Source organism: Cellulomonas sp. ATA003 (assembly GCF_031582905.1).
GTDB lineage: Bacteria > Actinomycetota > Actinomycetes > Actinomycetales > Cellulomonadaceae > Pengzhenrongella.
Map to the genome: position 1 here is coordinate 3,376,855 of NZ_CP133990.1, position 18,276 is coordinate 3,395,130.

The window sequence follows — 18,276 nt, forward strand, 5'->3', positions numbered from 1 at the left end:
GCACAGGCCCCCGGTCAGACCGGGTCGGCCAATGCCTCCGTGACGAGCTCCGGCGCCCGGCCGGGATCGGTCAGCACGACCTCCACCGCGTGCCGCGCACCCCACGCCCCGGCCGCCTGGGCGAGCCCGCGCGCGAGCGCCGCGAGGTGGCTCGCGTGCACGACGGCGTCCGCCCCGTCCCCCTCGACCCACCAGTCCACCGGCACGCCGTCGACGTGCAGGTCCTCGTGCTCGCGCCACGTCGTCGGCGCCCCGGGCAGCAGCGCGAGCGCGGCCCCCGGCGTCGGCGCGATCCCGGCGTCGCCGTCGTCGTCCCCCTCGGTGACCTGACCGGACGCGAGGTCGGCGCACCGCGGCAGGTCCAGCAGCGTCGCGAGCGCGGCGGCGTCACCGGCGGGAACGGGCACGAGCGCCCCGAGGTCGGTGCGCTGGAGCCACATCGGCCCGTCCGGCACGACGGCGTCGTCGGCGTGCACCAGCCGCACCTCCCCGGTCGGACGAGCGCCGGGAGCCGCTCGGGGAGCGCCTCGAGCACGACGCCGTCCGCGGCGGCCCGGGCGAGCGCGCGCCACAGGGCCGCGGCGACCGCCGGGTCGACGCGGGTGCCGACGGGCCCGACGGCGTCGAGCACGTCGGTCCAGCCCGACGCATCCAGGTCACCGAGCACCCGCACCCCGCCGACGGCGCGCAGCACGGCGTCGTCGACGGCGCCGCCGTCCGGCGTGCGGGCCTCGCGCAGCCAGGCCGGCGCGGGTCGCAGCAGCGCCGCGACACCCGCCTGGGCGCCGGGCAGCGCGAACGGCTCCCCGAGGCCGAGCTCCTCCGGTGCCCGCTCGCGCAGCCACCACGCCGTGTACGACGGCGCCCCGCCCGCGCCGCGCGAGCCGGCCGCGCCCTCGGCACGCACCGGGTCGAGCAGCGCCCGCCGCAGCTCCGGGTCCCCCGCGAGGTGCCCGACGACGCGCGGCCACGCGTCGTCGCGCACCGCGTCGAGGTCCGCGACCGCGACGACGTCCCCCACGAACGCCCCGGTCCCGAGGCGGTGCGCGAGCTCGTCGAGGTACTCGTCCCACCCGTCGAGGGACCGCGCGGCGATCGCCCCGGGGTCGGTGTCGTCGCCGAGGAGGCCGGCGCCGGTCTCGAGCAGCACGTCCGGCACGGTCGTCACGGCGAGGTGGTCGCGCACCCCGACCGCCGCGAGCACGTGCGCGCCCCACCGCTCCACGAGGGCGCCGTCGACCGGTGCGAGCACACGGTCGTCGAGCAGGTCGGCGGCGATCGAACCGGGCAGGACGAGCCCGTCGGCGGGGGTCGGCTCGCCGTCGGCGGCCCGCAGGATCGTCTGACCGAGCCACGCGCGATGACCGGGCGGCACGGCACCGCTCGACGGCACGGCACCGTCGGACGCGAGGTCGCCGTCGCCGTCCGCGGCGGTGACCAGGGTGAGGACCGCCGCGGCGACGTCGTCGGCGAGGGCGTCGTCGTCGTCCTCGCCGACGTCCAGGACGGCCTCGCGGACAGCCGGCAGGGCGAGCAGCCCGCCGCCGTCGGGCGCGACCGCGCCGAGCCGCTCCAGCAGCGCGTGCGCCGCGGCCGGGTGCACGAGCCGCACGCCCCAGCGTGCGAGCACCGCGAGCGCCTTCCCCGCGGCGTCGCCGAGCCGCTCCGCGCCGAGCACGAGCCCGCGCGCACCGCGGACCGTGCGCCCGTCGGCGAGCGGGACCGGCACCGCGGCCAGCGCCTCGCGGACGACGGCGTCCTGGGCGTGCGGCGCGAGCGCCTCGTACAGGGCGCGCCACCGTGACGGGTCGCCCGACGGCGCCATCTCCTCGACGAGATCGGACAGCTCGCGCACCTCGACGCCGAGCGCGCGGGCGGGCGTCGTGTGCCCGGGGCCGAGCGTGACGAGGTTCGCCGCCCACCCCGACAGCGCGGCGACCGCCCCCGGGTCATGACCGACCGCTCCGTCGACGGCGACCGCGCGGCGGGGCTCGACGAGCGTGGCTGGGTCGTCGGCGCCGGCGGTCACGAGCAGCGGCGTGCGGGACAGCGCCTCGAGCACCCGCTCGCGCAGGTCGGCGTCGAACCTCCCCGACGGCAGCCCGACCGGGACCAGCGTCAACGGGTCACCCCCGTCGGCCGCGACGCGCGCGGCGAGGTCGCCGTACGCGTCGGCCGCGGCGTCGAGCAGGACGTCGGTGAGCGGCCCGCGGCGGACGCGGCGCCGGGACGGGTCCAGCGGCAGGGTCGCGATGAGGAGCGCGGGCAGGCCGGTCGTCTCGTCGGTGGGGGTCGGTGCGTGCACGACGCCGGTCGGCGCCGATGTGGTCCCCGGCGTCCCCGGCCCGAGCGACGCCGTTCCCGGCACGGCCCCGGTCCGTGGCAGCGCCCAGGTGATCCGCCAGTCACGGGCGGCACGCTCCTCGACCGGACGGTCCGCCACGAGGGCCAGGTCGAGGTGACCGCTGCGGCGCACGACGACCCAGCGGCGGTCGACGTCGGCGAGCCGCCGGTCACCCCCACCCCAGGTGTCGTCCACCTCGACGACCACCTCGGTCAGGGCCGGCAGCGCGAGCAGCAGCGGGTCGCCGACCGCGGCGAGCTGGCCGGCGACGTCGGCGGCGGACACGTCGTCGCGCAGGGTCGCGACCACCGCGGTGTCGTATCCCGCGGGCGGGCGGGCGTCGTCGGGCAGCGGGAGGCGCAGCGCGGGCAGCGACCCGTCGCGCCGGCGGAGCTCCTCGGCCAGCGCGGGGTGGTCGGCGGCGAGGTCGGCAAGGGTCTCGGCCGTGTGTGCGAGGGAGAACCGGACGCCCCCCGACGTCGAGGCGACCGTGACCTCGTCGGCGACCGAGCGCACGGCCGCGAACCCGACCCCGAACCGGCCGACGACGCCGCCCTCGCCGCCCCGCTTGGCGGAGGCGCGCAGCGAGGCGAGCGACGCGACGCCCGGGGCGTCGAGCGGGGCACCGGTGTTCGCGGCGACGAGCTGGGCGCCACCGTCCTGGCGGGTCAGCCGAAGCAGCAGACGGCCGGGGACTCCGGCCCGCGCGGCCGCGTCGGCGGCGTTCTGAGCGAGCTCGACGACGACGCGGTCGCGGTACCAGCCGCGGGCGTAGTCCTCCTCGGCGTTGGCGTCCTCCCGCAGCCGGGCGGGCGACGCCGCCCACGCCCCCAGCACGGCAGCGCGCAGCGCCGCCGTGCCGAAGGCGTCGGGCGTCACTGCTCCGGCTGGGTGTCGGCCTCGGGCCGGTCGGTCGGCTCGGCGTCGGTCGGCGGCGCGGTGACCGGGTCGGCGGCGGCGTCCGGGTCCGACTCCGCGTCGACCGCGAGCTCGCCGTCGGTCGCGACGGCATCGGACGCGTCGGCAGGACCGGCGTCGTCACCCGACCCGGCCGCGGCGGCGTCGTCGGGCACAGCCCGCGCGACGACCTCGACGTCCAGCTCGTCGATCGACGGCGCCGGGGCGGGCCACTCGCTCGGCTGCGGCTCGACGTCCGTCTCGGAGTGCGCGCCGCAGCCGTGGTCGACGCTGACGACCTTGCCGTCGTCGGGCGACCACTCGTTCGCGCACACGCCGAAGACCGTGCCGAGCGACCCGCTCAGCCGGACGAGGAACCCGCAGCTGCCGCACGGCGCGGCGGCCGCGAGCGCGGCGGGCGCCGTCGGGCCGTGCGTGCTCGCGTACCAGCGGTCCGCCGCGCGGTCGCGCCCCTCCGGGGACAGCACCCGGACGCGGGCGAGCGCGAGCTCCTCGATCGCGACGCGGTCCTCCTCCTCGTCGCCGGTCGGCACGTAGCCGGGCACGAGGCGGGGGTCGTCCGGCGAGAACGGCAGGACGTCGCCGGGGCCGATGTCGCCGGGGCGCAGCCGCTCGGCCCACGGCACCCACGCCTGGGGCAGGACGGCGTCGTCGCCCGGCAGCAGCACGGCCTCGCACACCGACGCCGACCGGCCCCGCGGGACCCGGGCGAGCGTGACGGTCCAGTGCCACCCGCGGTACCCCGGGGCGGTGCAGGCGAACCGGTGGGAGACCAGCCGGTCGCTCTCGGTCACGGCGCCGAGGTGCTCACCGACGTGATCGGGGTTCTCCGCGACCTCGACGGCCGCCTCACGGGCGAGCTCGACGGCCGAGCCGAGGACGGCGTCCTTCGTCGCGGTGGGCATGCCTCATGCCTCGAGGTTGTCGGCGACGGCGCGCAGCAGCGAGGCGTACTTCTCGCCGGTGCCCTTCTCGGGGTACCGGCCGCGGCGCAGGTCGTTGCCGACGCGGTCGAGCACCTTGATGAGGTCCTCGACGATCACGGCCATGTCCTCCGCGGGCTTGCGCGCGGCCTTGGCGACCGACGGGACCGGGTCGAGGACCTTGACGGACAGCGCCTGCGGGCCGCGGCGGCCGTCGGCGACACCGAAGTCGACCTTCGTCCCGGGCTTGGGCGCGGCGATGCCTGCGGGCAGCGCCGAGGCGTGAAGGAAGACCTCATCACCCTCGTCGCTGGCGATGAAGCCGAAGCCACGCTCGGTGTCGAACCACTTGACCTTGCCGGTGGGCACTGGAACCTCGAAGACTCGTCGGACAACGCTGACGTCGCCAAGTTTACCGGCGCCGGGCAGCGCCCGCCGACGCCCGCGTACCGTGGGCCGGTGATGGCCACCTTCAGCGAGCACCTGCGTGCCCGCAGCGACCCCGAGCTCGTCGACCTCCTCGCTCGACGCCCGGACCTGGCCGACCCCTCGCCGTCCACCATCGCCTCCCTCGCGGCGCGGGCCACGAGCCGCGTCAGCCTCGAGCGCGCCCTCGCCGGCGTGGACGCCTCGGTGCTGCAGGTGCTCGAGTCGGTGGTCGCCCTGCTCGGGTCCGACGACGCCGCCCGATCCGGCGGGGCGGTCCCCGCGGCCGACGTCGCCCGCGCCGTGGGCGCGACCGCGCAGGGCACCGCCCGCACCGGGGTGGACGACGCCGTCGCGGAGGCCGTCGCGCTCGGCCTGCTCTGGGGGGACGACGCCGCCCTGCGCCCCTCCCCGGTCTGGCCGAGGTGCTGGGCCCGTACCCCGCCGGGCTCGGCGCCGCGGTCGACGGCGTCCCGGCCGACATCGCGGCCGTCCTCGCCGACGCCCCACCGGGAGCCCGCGGCGTGCTGGACGCGCTCACCTGGGGACCACCGGTCGGACGCCGCCCCGCGGGGGTGCGGGTGACACGCGCACCGCGGTCGACTGGCTGCTGCGCCACGGACTGCTCGCGCGGGCCGACGCCGCGCACGTCGTGCTGCCGCGCGCCGTCGGTCTCGCGCTGCGCAACGGTCGCACGCACGCCGAGCCCGCGACCCACTGCCCGCACCCGCCCGGGACCGTGCACCCCGAGACCACGGTCGAGGCCGAGTCGGCGAGCGCCGCGCAGGAGGTCGTCCGGCTCGTCACCGCGCTGGTCCACCTGTGGGAGCGCACCCCGCCGAACGTCCTGCGCTCGGGCGGGCTCGGCGTCCGGGAGCTGCGCCGGGCCGCGGCGACCCTCGAGGTCGACGAGGGTGTCGCCGCGTTCGTCATCGAGCTCGCCGGTGCCGCGGGATTCGTGGTCGACGACGGCGAGGACTCCCCGCCTTCGTGCCCACCGTCGACGTCGACGCCTGGTGGGACACCGACCTCGCCGAGCGCTGGGCCGTCCTCGCCCGCGCCTGGCTCACCACGCACCGCACCCCCTGGGTGGTCGGTGGCCGCGACGAGCGCGGCGAGCTGCGGGCCGCCCTCGACCCCGAGCTCGCCCGCCCGTGGGCGCCGCGCCTGCGCCGCGCCGTCCTCGAGGTCGTCGCGGCCCGCGAGCCCGGCACCGCGCTGTCCGCCGACGACGTCCTGGCGGTCCTGCGCTGGCGCTCGCCGCGGTCCGTCCCGCCGCCCGCCGCCGTCGAGGCGATGCTGCGCGAGGCCGGTCACCTCGGCGTGCTCGGCGCCGGCGCGCTGTCCCGGGCGGGCCGCGCGCTGCTCGCCCCCGAGGCGGGCGACGTCGCCGGCGCGCTCGCCGCGGCGCTGCCCGCGCCGGTCGACGATGTCCTGCTGCAGGGTGACCTGACCGGCATCGTCCCCGGACGACCGACCCCGGCGCTCGCCGCGCTGCTCGACCGCGCGACCCGGGTCGAGTCGCGTGGCGCGGCGCTGACCGTCCGGTTCACCGCCGAGTCGGTCGAGGAGGCGCTCGACTCCGGGCAGACCGCCGACGAGCTGCTCGCCGAGCTCGGGTCGCACGCCCGCGGCCGGGTGCCGCAGCCGCTGGAGTACCTCGTGCGGGACACCGCGCGACGCCACGGCCGCCTGCGGGTCGGCAGCGCGGGCGGGTACGTGCGCTCGGAGGACCCCACGCTGCTCGCCGGGCTCGCGGACGACCCGTCGCTCGCCGAGCTCGGGCTCGTCCAGCTCGCGCCCACCGTGCTCGCCGCGCAGGTCGGGCCCGCCGCACTGCTCGCCGCGCTGCGCGCCCGCGGGCTCGCACCCGCCGCGGAGCGCCCCGACGGGCAGGTCGTGCTCGCCCGCCCGCTCGTGCGCCGGGTGGTCGGCCGAGCCCGACGCCGGCGCGGCGCGGGCGGCGTCGTCGGGCCCGCCGCGCCGGTCGTCACGTCCACCGCCTCGACCCAGCGGCTGCGCTCCCTGGTGCCGGCGCTGCGGCGGGCGGAGGCCGTCCAGCGGTCCGGGGACGGTTCGGGGACCGCGGCGGGCGGCACGGGAACAGGGGACCCCGTCGCGGCGTTGGCCACCCTGCGGGAGGCGGTCGCGGACGGACGTGAGGTCTGGCTCGAGGTGGTCGGCCCGCAGGGCACGCCGCAGCGGCGCCGGGTCCGCCCGGTGCGGGTGGACGGCGGCCGGGTGCGTGCCGTCGACAGCGCACGCGACGCCGAGCTGACCGTGGCCGTGCACCGCATCGTCTCCGTGACCCCGATCGACCCCGAGGACTCCTCTTCATGACCGACGGACCCCTGATCGTCCAGAGCGACAAGACGCTGCTGCTGGAGGTCGACCACGACCAGGCGGAGGCCTGCCGCCGGGCGATCGCGCCGTTCGCCGAGCTGGAGCGCGCACCCGAGCACGTGCACACCTACCGACTGACGCCGCTGGGCCTGTGGAACGCGCGGGCGGCGGGGCACGACGCCGAGCAGGTCGTCTCCGCGCTGCTGGAGTACTCGCGCTACCCGGTGCCGCACGCCCTGCTGGTCGACGTCGCCGAGACGATGTCCCGCTTCGGGCGCCTGCAGCTCGTCAACGACCCGGCGCACGGCCTCGTGCTGCACGCCGTGGACCGCGCGGTGCTCGAGGAGGTCCTCAAGTCCCGCCGGACCGCCGGCCTGGTCGGCGAGCGCCTGGGCGACCTCGACGTCGTCGTGCACGCCTCCGAGCGCGGCCACCTCAAGCAGGTGCTGCTCAAGCTCGGCTGGCCGGCGGAGGACCTCGCCGGGTACGTCGACGGCGAGGCGCACCCCATCGACCTCGACACCTCCGGCTGGTCGCTGCGGCCCTACCAGCAGCAGGCGATCGACGGCTTCTGGCACGGTGGCTCGGGCGTCGTCGTCCTGCCCTGCGGCGCGGGCAAGACGCTCGTCGGCGCGGGCGCCATGGCGCGCTCGGGCACGACGACGCTCATCCTCGTCACCAACACCGTCTCGGCCCGCCAGTGGCGCGACGAGCTGGTCAAGCGGACGTCGCTCACCGAGGACGAGATCGGCGAGTACTCCGGCGCCCGCAAGGAGATCCGCCCGGTCACCATCGCGACCTACCAGGTGCTCACGACCAAGCGGAAGGGCGTGTACACGCACCTCGAGCTGCTCGACGCCCGCGACTGGGGCCTCGTGGTCTACGACGAGGTCCACCTGCTGCCGGCGCCCATCTTCCGCATGACGGCCGACCTGCAGGCCCGACGCCGCCTCGGCCTGACCGCGACGCTCGTGCGCGAGGACGGCCGCGAGGACGAGGTGTTCTCGCTCATCGGACCCAAGCGGTTCGACGCGCCCTGGAAGGACATCGAGGCGCAGGGCTACATCGCGCCCGCCGACTGCGTCGAGGTGCGCCTGACCCTCCCGGACCGTGAGCGCATGCTCTACGCGACCGCCGAGCCGGAGGAGAAGTACCGGCTCGCCGCGACGGCGTCGGGCAAGAACCGCGTCGTCGAGCAGCTCGTCGCCAAGCACGAGGGCGACCCGACGCTCATCATCGGCCAGTACCTCGACCAGCTCGAGGAGCTCGGTGAGCACCTCGACGCGCCGGTCCTGACGGGCGCGACGACGGTCACCGAGCGGCAGCGGCTGTACGACGCGTTCCGCGCCGGCGAGATCACCAAGCTGGTGGTCAGCAAGGTCGCCAACTTCTCGATCGACCTGCCCGAGGCGTCCGTCGCGATCCAGGTGTCCGGGTCGTTCGGGTCTCGGCAGGAGGAGGCCCAGCGCCTGGGCCGGCTGCTGCGACCGAAGGGCGACGGCCGGACGGCGCACTTCTACACCGTGGTCGCGCGGGACACCGTCGACCAGGAGTTCGCCGCCCACCGGCAGCGGTTCCTCGCCGAGCAGGGGTACGCCTACACGATCGTCGACGCCGAGGACCTCGGCCTCACCACCGAGCCCGAGCCGACCGCCTGACCCCCTGCTCCGGCTGACCGCTGCCACCGGCTGACCGGGCCCGCCCCGCGGTCCGCCGCCCCCGACCCCAGGAGACCGCGTGCCCGACCTCGGCCATCCCCTCGAGCTCGGCTCGTTCCTCACGCCCACCGCAGCCGACCCCCAGCGCGTCGCCGAGCTCGCGATGCTGTCCGAGGCGGTCGGGCTCGACCTCGTGACGATGCAGGACCACCCGTACCAGCCGGGGTTCCTCGACACCTGGACCCTGCTGAGCGTCGTGGCCGCGCGGACGACGTCGGTGCGGCTCGCCCCCAACGTCGCGAGCCTGCCGCTGCGGCCGCCCGCCGTGCTCGCCCGCAGCGTCGCCAGCCTGGATCTGCTCAGCGGCGGCCGGGTCGAGCTGGGGCTGGGTGCCGGGGCGTTCTGGGACGCGATCGAGGCGATGGGCGCTCCGCGCCTGAGCCCCGGGCAGGCGGTGGACGCGCTCGCCGAGGCCGTCGAGGTGATCCGCGCGCTGTGGGACACGTCGGCGCGGGGCGGCGTACGGGTCGACGGGGAGCACCACCACGTCCGGGGCGCCAAGCGCGGCCCGGCGCCGGCGCACCCGGTGGAGATCTGGCTCGGGGCGTACAAGCCGCGGATGCTCGCCCTCACCGGCCGGGTCGCGGACGGCTGGCTGCCCTCGCTCGGGTACCTGCAGCCCGGCGACCTCGCCCGTGGCAACGCGATCGTCGACGACGCCGCGCTCGAGGCCGGGCGCACCCCCGCCGACGTCCGCCGGCTGCTCAACATCAGCGGTCGCTTCGGGCCGTCCGGGCGTGAGCCGCTGCACGGCCCGCCGCAGCAGTGGGCCGAGGAGCTCGCCGCGTTCGCGCTCGACGACGGCGTAAGCGTCTTCATCCTCGGCAGCGACGACCCCGACGACCTGCGACGGTTCGCCGCGGAGGTCGCGCCCGCGGTCCGTGAGCTCGTGGCGGCGGAGCGGGCGGAGGCGGAGGCCGGTCGGGCCGAGGCTGGGGTGGAGGCTGATCGGGCTGAGCCTGGTCGGGCCGACGGTGGTCGGGCCGACGGTGGTCGCACGGCGCCGGAGCGCGTCGAGGCGGCGTCGGCGGCCGGGCGCGACGGGGCGGCGTCGGGGGCATCGGGGAGCGGCGCCGCGCGAAGCACGGCGGGAACCGCGCCTCGCGGGCCGGGCGGCGCCGTGCGCGGCGGCTCACCCTTCGCCGTGGCGCCCACGCCCGACGACGGGGTCCGCCTCGTCGCCGAGCAGCCGTGGGACGAGGCCTCGCGGCCGCAGGGCCCGGCGCCCGACGCCGACCGCACGTACACCGCGGAGGAGCTCGCGACGGGGCAGCACCTCGTCGACGTCCACGATCACCTGCGCGCCGAGCTGGCGCGCGTCCGGGACCTCGTGGACCAGGTCGAGGCCGGGTCGATGGATGTCGGCGTCGCCCGCTCGCACATCAACACGATGACCATGCGGCAGAACAGCTGGGTGCTCGGCACCTACTGCGAGAGCTACTGCCGGGTCGTCACGACGCACCACACGCTCGAGGACCGCAGCATGTTCCCGCACCTGCGCCGCTCGGACGAGCGTCTGGCGCCGGTCATCGACCGGCTCGAGCAGGAGCACCACGTGATCCACGACGTCCTCGAGGGCGTCGACCGGGCGCTCGTCCGGCTCGTGTCCGGTCCGGACGGCATGCCGGGGCTGCGCGCGGCGGTCGACCTGCTGACCGACACGCTGCTGTCCCACCTCGCCTACGAGGAGCGCGAGCTCGTCGAGCCGCTGGCGCGCCTCGGGATGCACTGACCGGGACGACGTACCGCCCGCGGTGGACGGCGTCGTCACGGGCGGCCGACGTCAGCGGGCGCGGCCCTGTGACGCCGCGCGGCGCTCGACCAGCGCCGTGAACGCCCGGGCCACCACCCGGCCGGCAACGGCGGCCTCGTCCGCGTGCCGGTCGTACTCCGCGACGGCGGCGTCGACGTCGACGTCGACGTCCCGCTCCGCCTCGGCCCAGCGCCGGAACGTCGGTGCGGACGTCTCGGGGTGGAACTGCACCCCCACGCGCCGCCGACCCGGAACGCCTGGTGCGGGTAGAGCGACGACGACCCGAGCGGCACCGCGCCGTCCGGCAGCCGCGTCACCGCGTCGGAGTGCATCGTCGGGAACCGCGTGGTGCCCCGCGGGTGCCGGGCGAGGGCACCGACGAGCGGGTCCCCGCCCGCCGCGTCGCCCCAGCTGACCTCGACGGCACCGACCTCGCGGCCGGGGGCTGCGCCGACGTCCACGTGCCCGCCGCAGGCGACCGCGAGGAGCTGCGCGCCGAGGCAGATCCCGAGCGCCGGTACGTCGTCGGCGGCGGCGACCGCGGCCAGCAGCGCGCGGGTGGCCGGGAGCCACGGCGCGACGTCGTCCGCGTAGGCGTCCATGGTGCCGCCGAGGACGATGAGCCCGTCGCCGACGTCCGCCGGGCCGGTGGGGATCGGGTCGCCGCGGTGGGCACGGAGGACGCGGATCTCGAGCGGGGCCAACCACTGCTCGAAGAGGTCGAGGGGGACGCCGTCCTCGTGCTGGACGACGGTCACGACGCGCGGGCCGGCGGCCTGGTCGGGGCGGCGGGGATCGGTCACCGGGTGACCGTAGCCGGGGGCGGGGCCTTCCGGCGGCCGGCTGTACGGCGGGCGGTGGTGCGGCGGGCGGTGGTGCGGCGGGCGGTGGTGCGGCGGGCACGGCAGGGACGACGGCAGGGATGTACGGCAGTCGCACTGTTTGGCAGTCAGCTGGATGGCAGTCGGGCTGTTCAGGAGTCCGCTGCGCGTCGGTCAGCTATGCCCGGTCGACTGTGCGCCGGTCACCTGTACCCCGGCCGACTGTGCGCTGGTCGACTGTGCAGCACTCGATGGCCGAAAGCCGTGCGCCACCCGGCGGCCCCGTGCCGCTTTCCAGATCGCCATCCACAGTGTCTGCCTCCCTCCACTGCGTGTCAGACCCCAGCGGTAGACTTCGAACAGGCGTTCGAAGCGAGGAGGTGGCGGCGATGACGGCAGACACCACACCTGCGCGTCGCCTGCCCCAGGCAGCCACTCCGACCGTCGTCACGATCCATAGCCCCATGGCCATGGGTGATGCCGCACCGTTGACCGACGCCGGTGTCTCTCCCGGTGCCGATGCCTCCTCCGGTACCGAGCCGTCGGTGGACGCCGCTGTCTCGACCGATGCCGTCTCGCTCGCGGGCGCCGGTGTTGCAACAGATGCCGTCTCGCTCGCGGGCGCCGGTGTTGCAACAGATGCCGTCTCGCTCGCGGGCGCCGGTGTTGCAACCGACGCTGCCCTGCCTACGGGCGCCACTGCATTCCCCGGTGCTGCCGCGCCTGGCACAGCCGACCCCCGGCCTCGGCCGGTGCGCCGGCCCGGTCCGTGGCGGCGCTCGCCTCGGGGCGGACCCTGGTGTCGGTGATGACGGCGTTGACCGGGCAGGTCGCCGGCGCGGCGGGGTGGACGGGCGAGGACCGGTCGGTGTTGTTGGCGGATCTGGACCGGGTGATCGACGGTCTGAGCGTCGTGCGGGCCGGGGTGCTGGTGGCCGACCGGGATGCCGGGGCGTGGCGGGGTGCGGGTGACCGGTCGTACGAGGCGGCGCGGGGGCGGGTCTCGGGGACGGGTGTGCGGGCGGCGGGTGGGCAGGTGCGGCAGGCCGAGCAGCTGGACGCCGCCCCGGCGGCCGCGGCGGCGGTGACCGCGGGGCTGATCACGATCGGGCACGCCGCGGTGCTGGGGAAGGTCGCCGCGACCGGCACCCCGGTGCAGCGCCAGGCACTGGCCGCCCCGGCGGTGCAGGAGGCGCTGGTCGAGGTGGCGCAGCGGCAGGACGCCGCGACGTTCCAGATCACCGTGGACCGGTGGGCCGCGACCGTCGACCCCGACGGGTTGGAACGCGACCACCAGGCGCGGCGGGCTGAGCGGTACCTGCACCTGACCCACGCCACGACCGGCACGTACCTCAAAGGGCGCCTGGACACGATCGCCGGGCACCGGCTCGCGCTGGCGTTGGAGGCGCTGACCCCACGCCCAGCAGAGGACGACGACCGCGACCCGGGCGAGCGCCGCGCCGACGCCCTGACCGAGATGGTCACCCGGGTGCTCGCGTCGGTGGACACCAAGCCTGGTGGGCACGTCCCGGCGCAGATCACGATGATCATGACCCCCGAGACATGGGCGGCAGCACGCCGTGAGCGCGACCGGCGACGGCGCGCGAAGGACACCGGCGGGGACACCGGCAGCGGGGACACCGGCGGCGAGGCCACGGGCACGCGCACGACTACGCCCAAGCCCACGGGCACGGGCACGGCCACAGGCACGGCCACGGGCACCGCTACGGGCGACGGAACGAGAGCGGGCACGGTGGATCCCGGCGGCCCCACTCCGGGCGCGGCAGGCTCCGGCAGCGACTCGCGTGCGGCTTCGGCGACAACCGTGCCTGTGAGCTACCCACCGGCGACGTTGGAGGACGGCACCCCTGTTCCGATCACCGAGCTGGCTGCGGCGATGTGCGACTGCGACATCACCCGGGTCGTCATCGACGCCCACGGCGAGCTGCTCGACCTGGGACGCACCCAACGGTTGTTCACCGGGGCGCTGCGCAAGGCGATCATCGCCCGCGACAGGCAGTGCGGGTGGCCCTCGTGCCACGCACCCGCACGGTGGTGCGAGATCCACCACATCGCCTGGTGGGACCGCGACGACGGACCGACCTCCGCCGACAACGGCGTTCCCCTGTGCTCGTTCCACCACCACGAGACCCACCGACGCGACCTCACCATCACCCGCGTACCCGCGGTGACGACCAGCACCGCAGAGCCGCTTGGTCATCGGAGCCGCGCCGGTGTCGGACCACCGCGACCACTCGCACGGGTCGCCTACAGGTTCCGCGACCGCAGCGGACGACTGATCGGCGCAGACGTCGCGGCGCCACCTCCTCCACCGACCATGCCCGTCGTCGAGGGCGCGCGGCACAACCAACCGGCCCCCTGCCCAAGGGATCGCCGCCCGATGCCCCGTGCTCGTCGACCGCGGATCCGCCATTCGCCGGGGCTGGCACCGGGGCCGAGCAAGCTGAGCGCAGCGCCGTGGTGCCCAGCGCGCGCGCTGAGCTGGGCCGCGAGGCGACCGATGACCTCGGGCTGTCGTGGGCGACCGACCCGGTGACAGGGATGCGGGCACCGGCGTCGTTCCTGGCGGCTTGGGAACGGTGACGAGCCATGCATGAGAACGGTGATGAGCCGTGAGAGAGGAGGGCCGGCATGACCTGCGGACCATGCTCACCGCGCCGCCGCCCGTCCGGCGGCCGCTGGTCCTCGCCCCGGTGCCAGCCCTACGACCGCCGCAGGTCGTCGCGGCGACGCCAGGCGTACGAATGGGCGACGCCAGGCGTACGAATGAATGCCGCAGGTCGTCGTGGCGCCGTCGACCGTGCGAGCGGTGCCGGGACGGCGGTTCGCGCGTGACCCGCCGCGGGGAGTCGACGTTGCGCCCCACCGGCGGGCGGGCAAGGATCGAGCCCGTGACCTCACCAGCCCCCGCGCACCGCACCCGACGCACCGCCGGTGGGTTCGGCCCTCGGGAAGGTCGCCGTCCCGCTCACCGCCGCCTCATCCCCGCCGTGCTCGCCGCCGCGCTGACTGCCGTGGTGGTCGCGCCGCCTGCGGGTGCCGTGCCGCCCCTCGACGTGGACAGCCAGCTCGTCGACGAGGTGGGCGTGCTCGACGAGGCCGTCGTCACCGCCGCGCAGGAGGAGCTCGAGCAGGCCGCCGGGGTACAGCTGTACGTCGTCTACGTCGACGACTTCAGCGGCGCCGAGGGAGACGAATGGAGCATCGCGAGCGCCGAGCGGTCCGGGATCGGGTCGGACGACGTGCTGCTCGCCGTCGCGGTCGAGGACCGCAAGTACGGACTCGCGGTGCCCAACGCTCTCGGGCTGAGCGCGACGGCGCAGAGCCAGATCCGCCGCACCGCGCTCGAGCCCGAGCTGTCCGCCGACGACTGGTCCGGTGCCGTCGTCGCGACCGCCGACGCGCTGGGCGCCGCGCTCACCGGCGCAGCACCGGCCCCCGGTCCGGCTCCCGGCACGGACGGCACCGGCACGACGACGCCGGCGGCGACCTCGTCCGGCGGCGGCGGCCTGACGTGGTTGCTGCTCGGCGCGGTCGCGGTGGGTGCCTTCCTCCTGTTCCGATCGTTCCGGTCCCGGTCCCGCACGTCCGACCAGAGGCCCACCGGCCCCGGCGCACCGCCGCCGCCGGTCGACCTGGACACGCTGAACACCCGTGCGTCGCACGCGCTCGTCCGGCTCGACGACACTCTGCGCGGGTCCGAGCAGGAGCTCGGCTTCGCCCAGGCGCAGTTCGGTGTCGAGGCGACCCGCCGGTTCACCGAGGTGCTTGCGGCCGCGAAGAAGGACGCCCTGGCCGCCTTCACGCTGCGGCAGCGCCTGGACGACCACATCCCCGAGACCGACGACGAGCGCCGGACGATGCTCACGCAGATCCTGCAGCTGTGCGAGCGTGCGGGCACCGCGATCGAGGAGCAGACCGAGGCGTTCGACGAGCTGCGGGACGTCCAGGCTCGCGCCCCCGAGGTGCTCGACGAGACCGAGCAGCGCGCTCGGGAGGTGGCCGCCCGCATCCCGGCGGCGGCCCAGGCGCTCGAGGCGCTGCGTCGGACCTACCCGGCCTCGGCGCTGGCGTCGGTGGCCGGCAACCCCGAGCAGGCCGAGCAGCTGCTCGACGCCGCCCGCGAGTCGGTCGAGCAGGGCCGCCAGTCCGTGACCGACGGCGACCGTGCGGCCGCCGTCGTCGCCGCGCGCACCGCGGAGAACGCCGTCGAGCAGGCCGTGCACCTGCTCGAGGCCGTGGATCGCGCGGGGACCGAGCTCGCCGGCGCGTCCGCCGCGATCGCGTCCGGGATCGCCTCGCTCGGCTCCGACCTCGACGACGCCGCGCGTCTCGCCCCGCGCGACCCGGCGGTCCAGGCGGCGGCGACCCACGCGCGGGGGTGCGTGACGCCGCGCGTTCCGCGGGATCCGGGAGCGACCCGCTCGCCGTCCTGCACGACCTGCGCGAGGCGGAGGCCGAGCTCGACCGAGCGCTGGAGCCCGCTCGCGGTCAGGCGGAGCAGGCCGAGCGCGCCCGCACCCAGCTGCGCGACGCCCTGGGACCGGTGAGCTCACGGGTGCGTGCGGTGTCCGACTACATCGACACCCGACGCGGCGCCGTCGGGCCCGAGGCTCGGACCCGCATCACCGAGGCGCAGCGCCTGCTGCGCGAGGCCGAGCAGGCCCAGCGCACCGACCCGGTCCGCGGGCTCGACCACGTCCGCCGCGCCGACTCGCTCGCCGGCACGGCGCAGGCCATCGCGCAGCAGGACGTCGAGGAGTTCGAGCAGGACCGCTACGGGGGCCCGGGTGGCTTCGGCGGCCGTGGTGGCCGCGGCGGCGGGTTCGGCGGGGGGAACGCCGGCAGCCTGATCCTGGGCGGCATCCTCCTCGACAGCGTGCTGCGAGGTGGCGGCGGGGGCTTCGGCGGCGGTGGCGGTTTCGGCGGCGGAGGAGGCGGAGGCTTCGGGGGCGGCTGGGGCGGCGGCGGTGGCAGCTTCGGCGGCGGTGGCGGAGGCTTCGGAGGCGGTGGTGGCGACTTCTGACGTACCCGGTCCTCGGCGCCCACCACCGCGCACCCGCCGCAGGGACCACCACGACGTAGGACAGCGGTGCCGCCCGGCGCCGCGACCGGCTCGACGGACGAGAGGCAACGCCCATGACCGAGAAGCAGACCATCCTCGGACGCATCACCCAGCTCACCCGCGCGAACATCAACGCACTGGTGGACAAGGCCGAGGACCCGCAGAAGATGCTGGACCAGCTCATCCGCGACTACACGAACTCCATCGCGGAGGCCGAGAGCGCGATCGCGCAGACGATCGGCAACCTGCGCCTCGCCGAGCAGGACCACAAGGCGGACATCGCCGCCGCACAGGAGTGGGGCGGCAAGGCCGCAGCCGCGTCCTCGCGCGCGGACACCCTGCGCAGCCAGGGGAACACCACGGACGCGGACAAGTTCGACAACCTCGCCAAGATCGCGCTCTCCAAGCAGATCTCGTTCGAGCAGGAGGCGAAGGACGCCGAGCCGATGATCGCCTCGCAGACCGAGGTGGTCGAGAAGCTCAAGTCCGGCCTGGCCGGCATGAAGGACAAGCTCAGCGACCTGCGCCGCCGCCGCGACACCCTGGTCGCGCGCGCCAAGAGCGCCGAGGCGCAGGCCAAGGTGCAGGGCGCGGTGGCGTCGATCAACGTGCTCGACCCCACCAGCGAGGTCTCGCGGTTCGAGGACAAGGTCCGCCGTGAGGAGGCGCGCGTCGCGGGCCAGGCCGAGCTGCAGGCGTCGTCCCTCGACGCCCAGTTCGAGGAGCTCGAGGACCACTCGGTCGACGCGGAGGTCGCTGCGCGCCTCGCCGCACTCAAGGGCGGCGGCTCCGCGGGCGTCTGACGCCCGGCTGCGACACACCCGACGCACCGGACGCCCCCGGGTCACGGCTCATGCCGTCGACCGGGGGCGTCCGGCGCACTCAGCGCACTCAGCGAACTCCCAGACTGCGCGGCCACACTGGACCCATGCCCGCGTCGACCACCACTCCCGAGGCGCGGCTCGTCGTCGTCGACGACGAGCCCCACATCCGCGACCTGCTCGCGACGTCGCTGCGGTTCGCCGGCTTCGAGGTGCACGCCGCAGGCGACGGCAACGCCGCCATGCGCCTGGCCCGCGACGTCCACCCGGACCTGCTCGTGCTCGACGTGATGCTCCCCGACATGGACGGCTTCACCGTCACTCGACGGCTGCGGGACGCCGGGGTGCACGTGCCCGTCCTGTTCCTCACCGCACGGGACGAGACGGCCGACAAGGTCGCCGGCCTCACCGTGGGCGGTGACGACTACGTGACCAAGCCGTTCAGCCTCGAGGAGGTCGTCGCGCGGATCCGTGCGGTGCTGCGGCGGACGCAGGCGCGGCAGGAGGAGTCTGACACCGCGGTCCTGCGGTACGCGGACCTCGAGCTCGACGAGGACAGCCACGACGTACGGCGCGCCGGCCGCGGCATCGACCTGTCCCCCACCGAGTTCAAGCTGCTGCGCTACCTCATGGTCAACGCCGGCCGGGTGCTGTCCAAGGCGCAGATCCTCGACCACGTGTGGGACTACGACTGGGGCGGCGACGCCAACATCGTCGAGTCCTACATCTCCTACCTGCGGCGCAAGATCGACGCCCCCGCCGGGCCCGGCGACGACGCCCCCACACCGCTTCTGCACACGAAGCGCGGCGTCGGCTACGTGCTGCGGCTGCCACCCGGCGCCGCGTGACCCCCACGTCGGCCGCAGCGAGCGCGCGGGAGCGGGTCGCCGACCGGTTGCGCGCGGTGCCGCTCGGCGCGCGCATGGTCGCCATCCTGTGCACCGTCCTGCTGCTCGGCCTCACCGCGACCGGGGTCACCGCCATGACGCTGCTGGGGCGCAACCTCCTGGCCCAGGTCGACGCCCAGCTCGAGACGTACGCCCAGCCCCTGCTCGACGTCGCGAGCCGCCCCGGCGGGCAGGACATGTGGGGGCAGCGCCGGGACGCCACGACGCTGCCGAGC

General features: G+C 76.1%; 13 protein-coding genes. 9 read left to right on the forward strand and 4 right to left on the reverse strand.

Features of this window, described 5'->3' with window-relative positions:
- Positions 1-70: 70 nt before the first annotated feature.
- Genes REH70_RS16745 through REH70_RS16755 form a run of 3 tightly spaced genes read right to left on the reverse strand, consistent with a single transcriptional unit; the run spans position 71 to position 4,554 of the window.
- Positions 71-3,223 carry a sacsin N-terminal ATP-binding-like domain-containing protein gene (locus REH70_RS16745; protein WP_310749039.1) on the reverse strand — a complete coding sequence of 1,051 codons (3,153 nt, stop codon included), beginning with the start codon at positions 3,221-3,223 and terminating at the stop codon, positions 71-73.
- Positions 3,220-4,167: a DUF3027 domain-containing protein gene (locus REH70_RS16750; protein WP_310749041.1), complete on the reverse strand. Its 948-nt coding sequence runs from the start codon at positions 4,165-4,167 to the stop codon at positions 3,220-3,222. The genes REH70_RS16745 and REH70_RS16750 overlap by 4 nt, the downstream gene beginning before the upstream one ends.
- A 3-nt stretch (positions 4,168-4,170) precedes the next feature.
- Positions 4,171-4,554, reverse strand: a complete 384-nt coding sequence (locus REH70_RS16755) for a cold shock domain-containing protein (protein WP_310749043.1) — start codon at positions 4,552-4,554, stop codon at positions 4,171-4,173.
- A 90-nt stretch (positions 4,555-4,644) separates the two neighbouring features.
- Here REH70_RS16755 and REH70_RS16760 point away from each other — a divergent pair, with 90 nt between their 5' ends.
- The 4 genes from REH70_RS16760 to REH70_RS16775 all read left to right on the forward strand — a co-directional run bounded on the left by REH70_RS16760 (position 4,645) and on the right by REH70_RS16775 (position 10,404).
- On the forward strand, positions 4,645-5,196 hold the full coding sequence (locus tag REH70_RS16760) for a hypothetical protein (protein WP_310749045.1): 552 nt from the start codon (positions 4,645-4,647) through the stop codon (positions 5,194-5,196).
- A 405-nt stretch (positions 5,197-5,601) separates the two neighbouring features.
- Positions 5,602-6,951 carry a helicase-associated domain-containing protein gene (locus REH70_RS16765; RefSeq protein ID WP_310749047.1) on the forward strand — a complete coding sequence of 450 codons (1,350 nt, stop codon included), beginning with the start codon at positions 5,602-5,604 and terminating at the stop codon, positions 6,949-6,951.
- Positions 6,948-8,612: a DNA repair helicase XPB gene (locus REH70_RS16770; RefSeq protein ID WP_310749049.1), complete on the forward strand. Its 1,665-nt coding sequence runs from the start codon at positions 6,948-6,950 to the stop codon at positions 8,610-8,612. Before REH70_RS16765 ends, REH70_RS16770 begins: the two co-directional genes overlap by 4 nt.
- 79 nt (positions 8,613-8,691) lie before the next feature.
- Positions 8,692-10,404: an LLM class flavin-dependent oxidoreductase gene (locus REH70_RS16775; protein WP_310749051.1), complete on the forward strand. Its 1,713-nt coding sequence runs from the start codon at positions 8,692-8,694 to the stop codon at positions 10,402-10,404.
- A 35-nt stretch (positions 10,405-10,439) separates the two neighbouring features.
- On the opposite strand, the gene REH70_RS16780 is transcribed toward REH70_RS16775, so the two are convergent.
- Positions 10,440-11,228, reverse strand: coding sequence for a type 1 glutamine amidotransferase (locus REH70_RS16780; protein WP_310749053.1), 789 nt, complete (start codon positions 11,226-11,228; stop codon positions 10,440-10,442).
- 826 nt (positions 11,229-12,054) lie between these two features.
- Between REH70_RS16780 and REH70_RS16785 the strand changes: the two genes are divergently transcribed.
- From REH70_RS16785 to REH70_RS16805, 5 genes are all read left to right on the forward strand, one after another.
- Entirely contained in the window at positions 12,055-13,803 is a 1,749-nt protein-coding gene (locus REH70_RS16785; RefSeq protein WP_310749055.1) for a DUF222 domain-containing protein, read from the forward strand.
- Between the two features lie 355 nt (positions 13,804-14,158).
- Complete coding sequence (locus REH70_RS16790; protein ID WP_310749057.1) at positions 14,159-15,817, forward strand: TPM domain-containing protein; 1,659 nt, start codon at positions 14,159-14,161, stop codon at positions 15,815-15,817.
- 17 nt (positions 15,818-15,834) lie between these two features.
- Positions 15,835-16,293, forward strand: a complete 459-nt coding sequence (locus REH70_RS16795; RefSeq protein ID WP_310749059.1) for a hypothetical protein — start codon at positions 15,835-15,837, stop codon at positions 16,291-16,293.
- A gap of 113 nt (positions 16,294-16,406) precedes the next feature.
- The gene (locus tag REH70_RS16800; protein ID WP_310749062.1) at positions 16,407-17,135 is read left to right on the forward strand and encodes a PspA/IM30 family protein; all 729 of its coding nucleotides are present in this window, start codon (positions 16,407-16,409) and stop codon (positions 17,133-17,135) included.
- Positions 17,136-17,260: 125 nt separating this feature from the next.
- Positions 17,261-18,001: a response regulator transcription factor gene (locus REH70_RS16805; protein WP_310749064.1), complete on the forward strand. Its 741-nt coding sequence runs from the start codon at positions 17,261-17,263 to the stop codon at positions 17,999-18,001.
- Positions 18,002-18,276: the final 275 nt, after the last annotated feature.

What these genes read in the sequence shown, in the direction of transcription:
- REH70_RS16750 (WP_310749041.1), bottom strand. Translation starts at nt 4,167, where the DNA reads ATGCCCACCGCGACGAAGGACGCCGTCCTCGGCTCGGCCGTCGAGCTC.
- REH70_RS16770 (WP_310749049.1), top strand. Translation starts at nt 6,948, where the DNA reads ATGACCGACGGACCCCTGATCGTCCAGAGCGACAAGACGCTGCTGCTG.
- REH70_RS16785 (WP_310749055.1), top strand. Translation starts at nt 12,055, where the DNA reads ATGACGGCGTTGACCGGGCAGGTCGCCGGCGCGGCGGGGTGGACGGGC.
- REH70_RS16800 (WP_310749062.1), top strand. Translation starts at nt 16,407, where the DNA reads ATGACCGAGAAGCAGACCATCCTCGGACGCATCACCCAGCTCACCCGC.
- REH70_RS16805 (WP_310749064.1), top strand. Translation starts at nt 17,261, where the DNA reads ATGCCCGCGTCGACCACCACTCCCGAGGCGCGGCTCGTCGTCGTCGAC.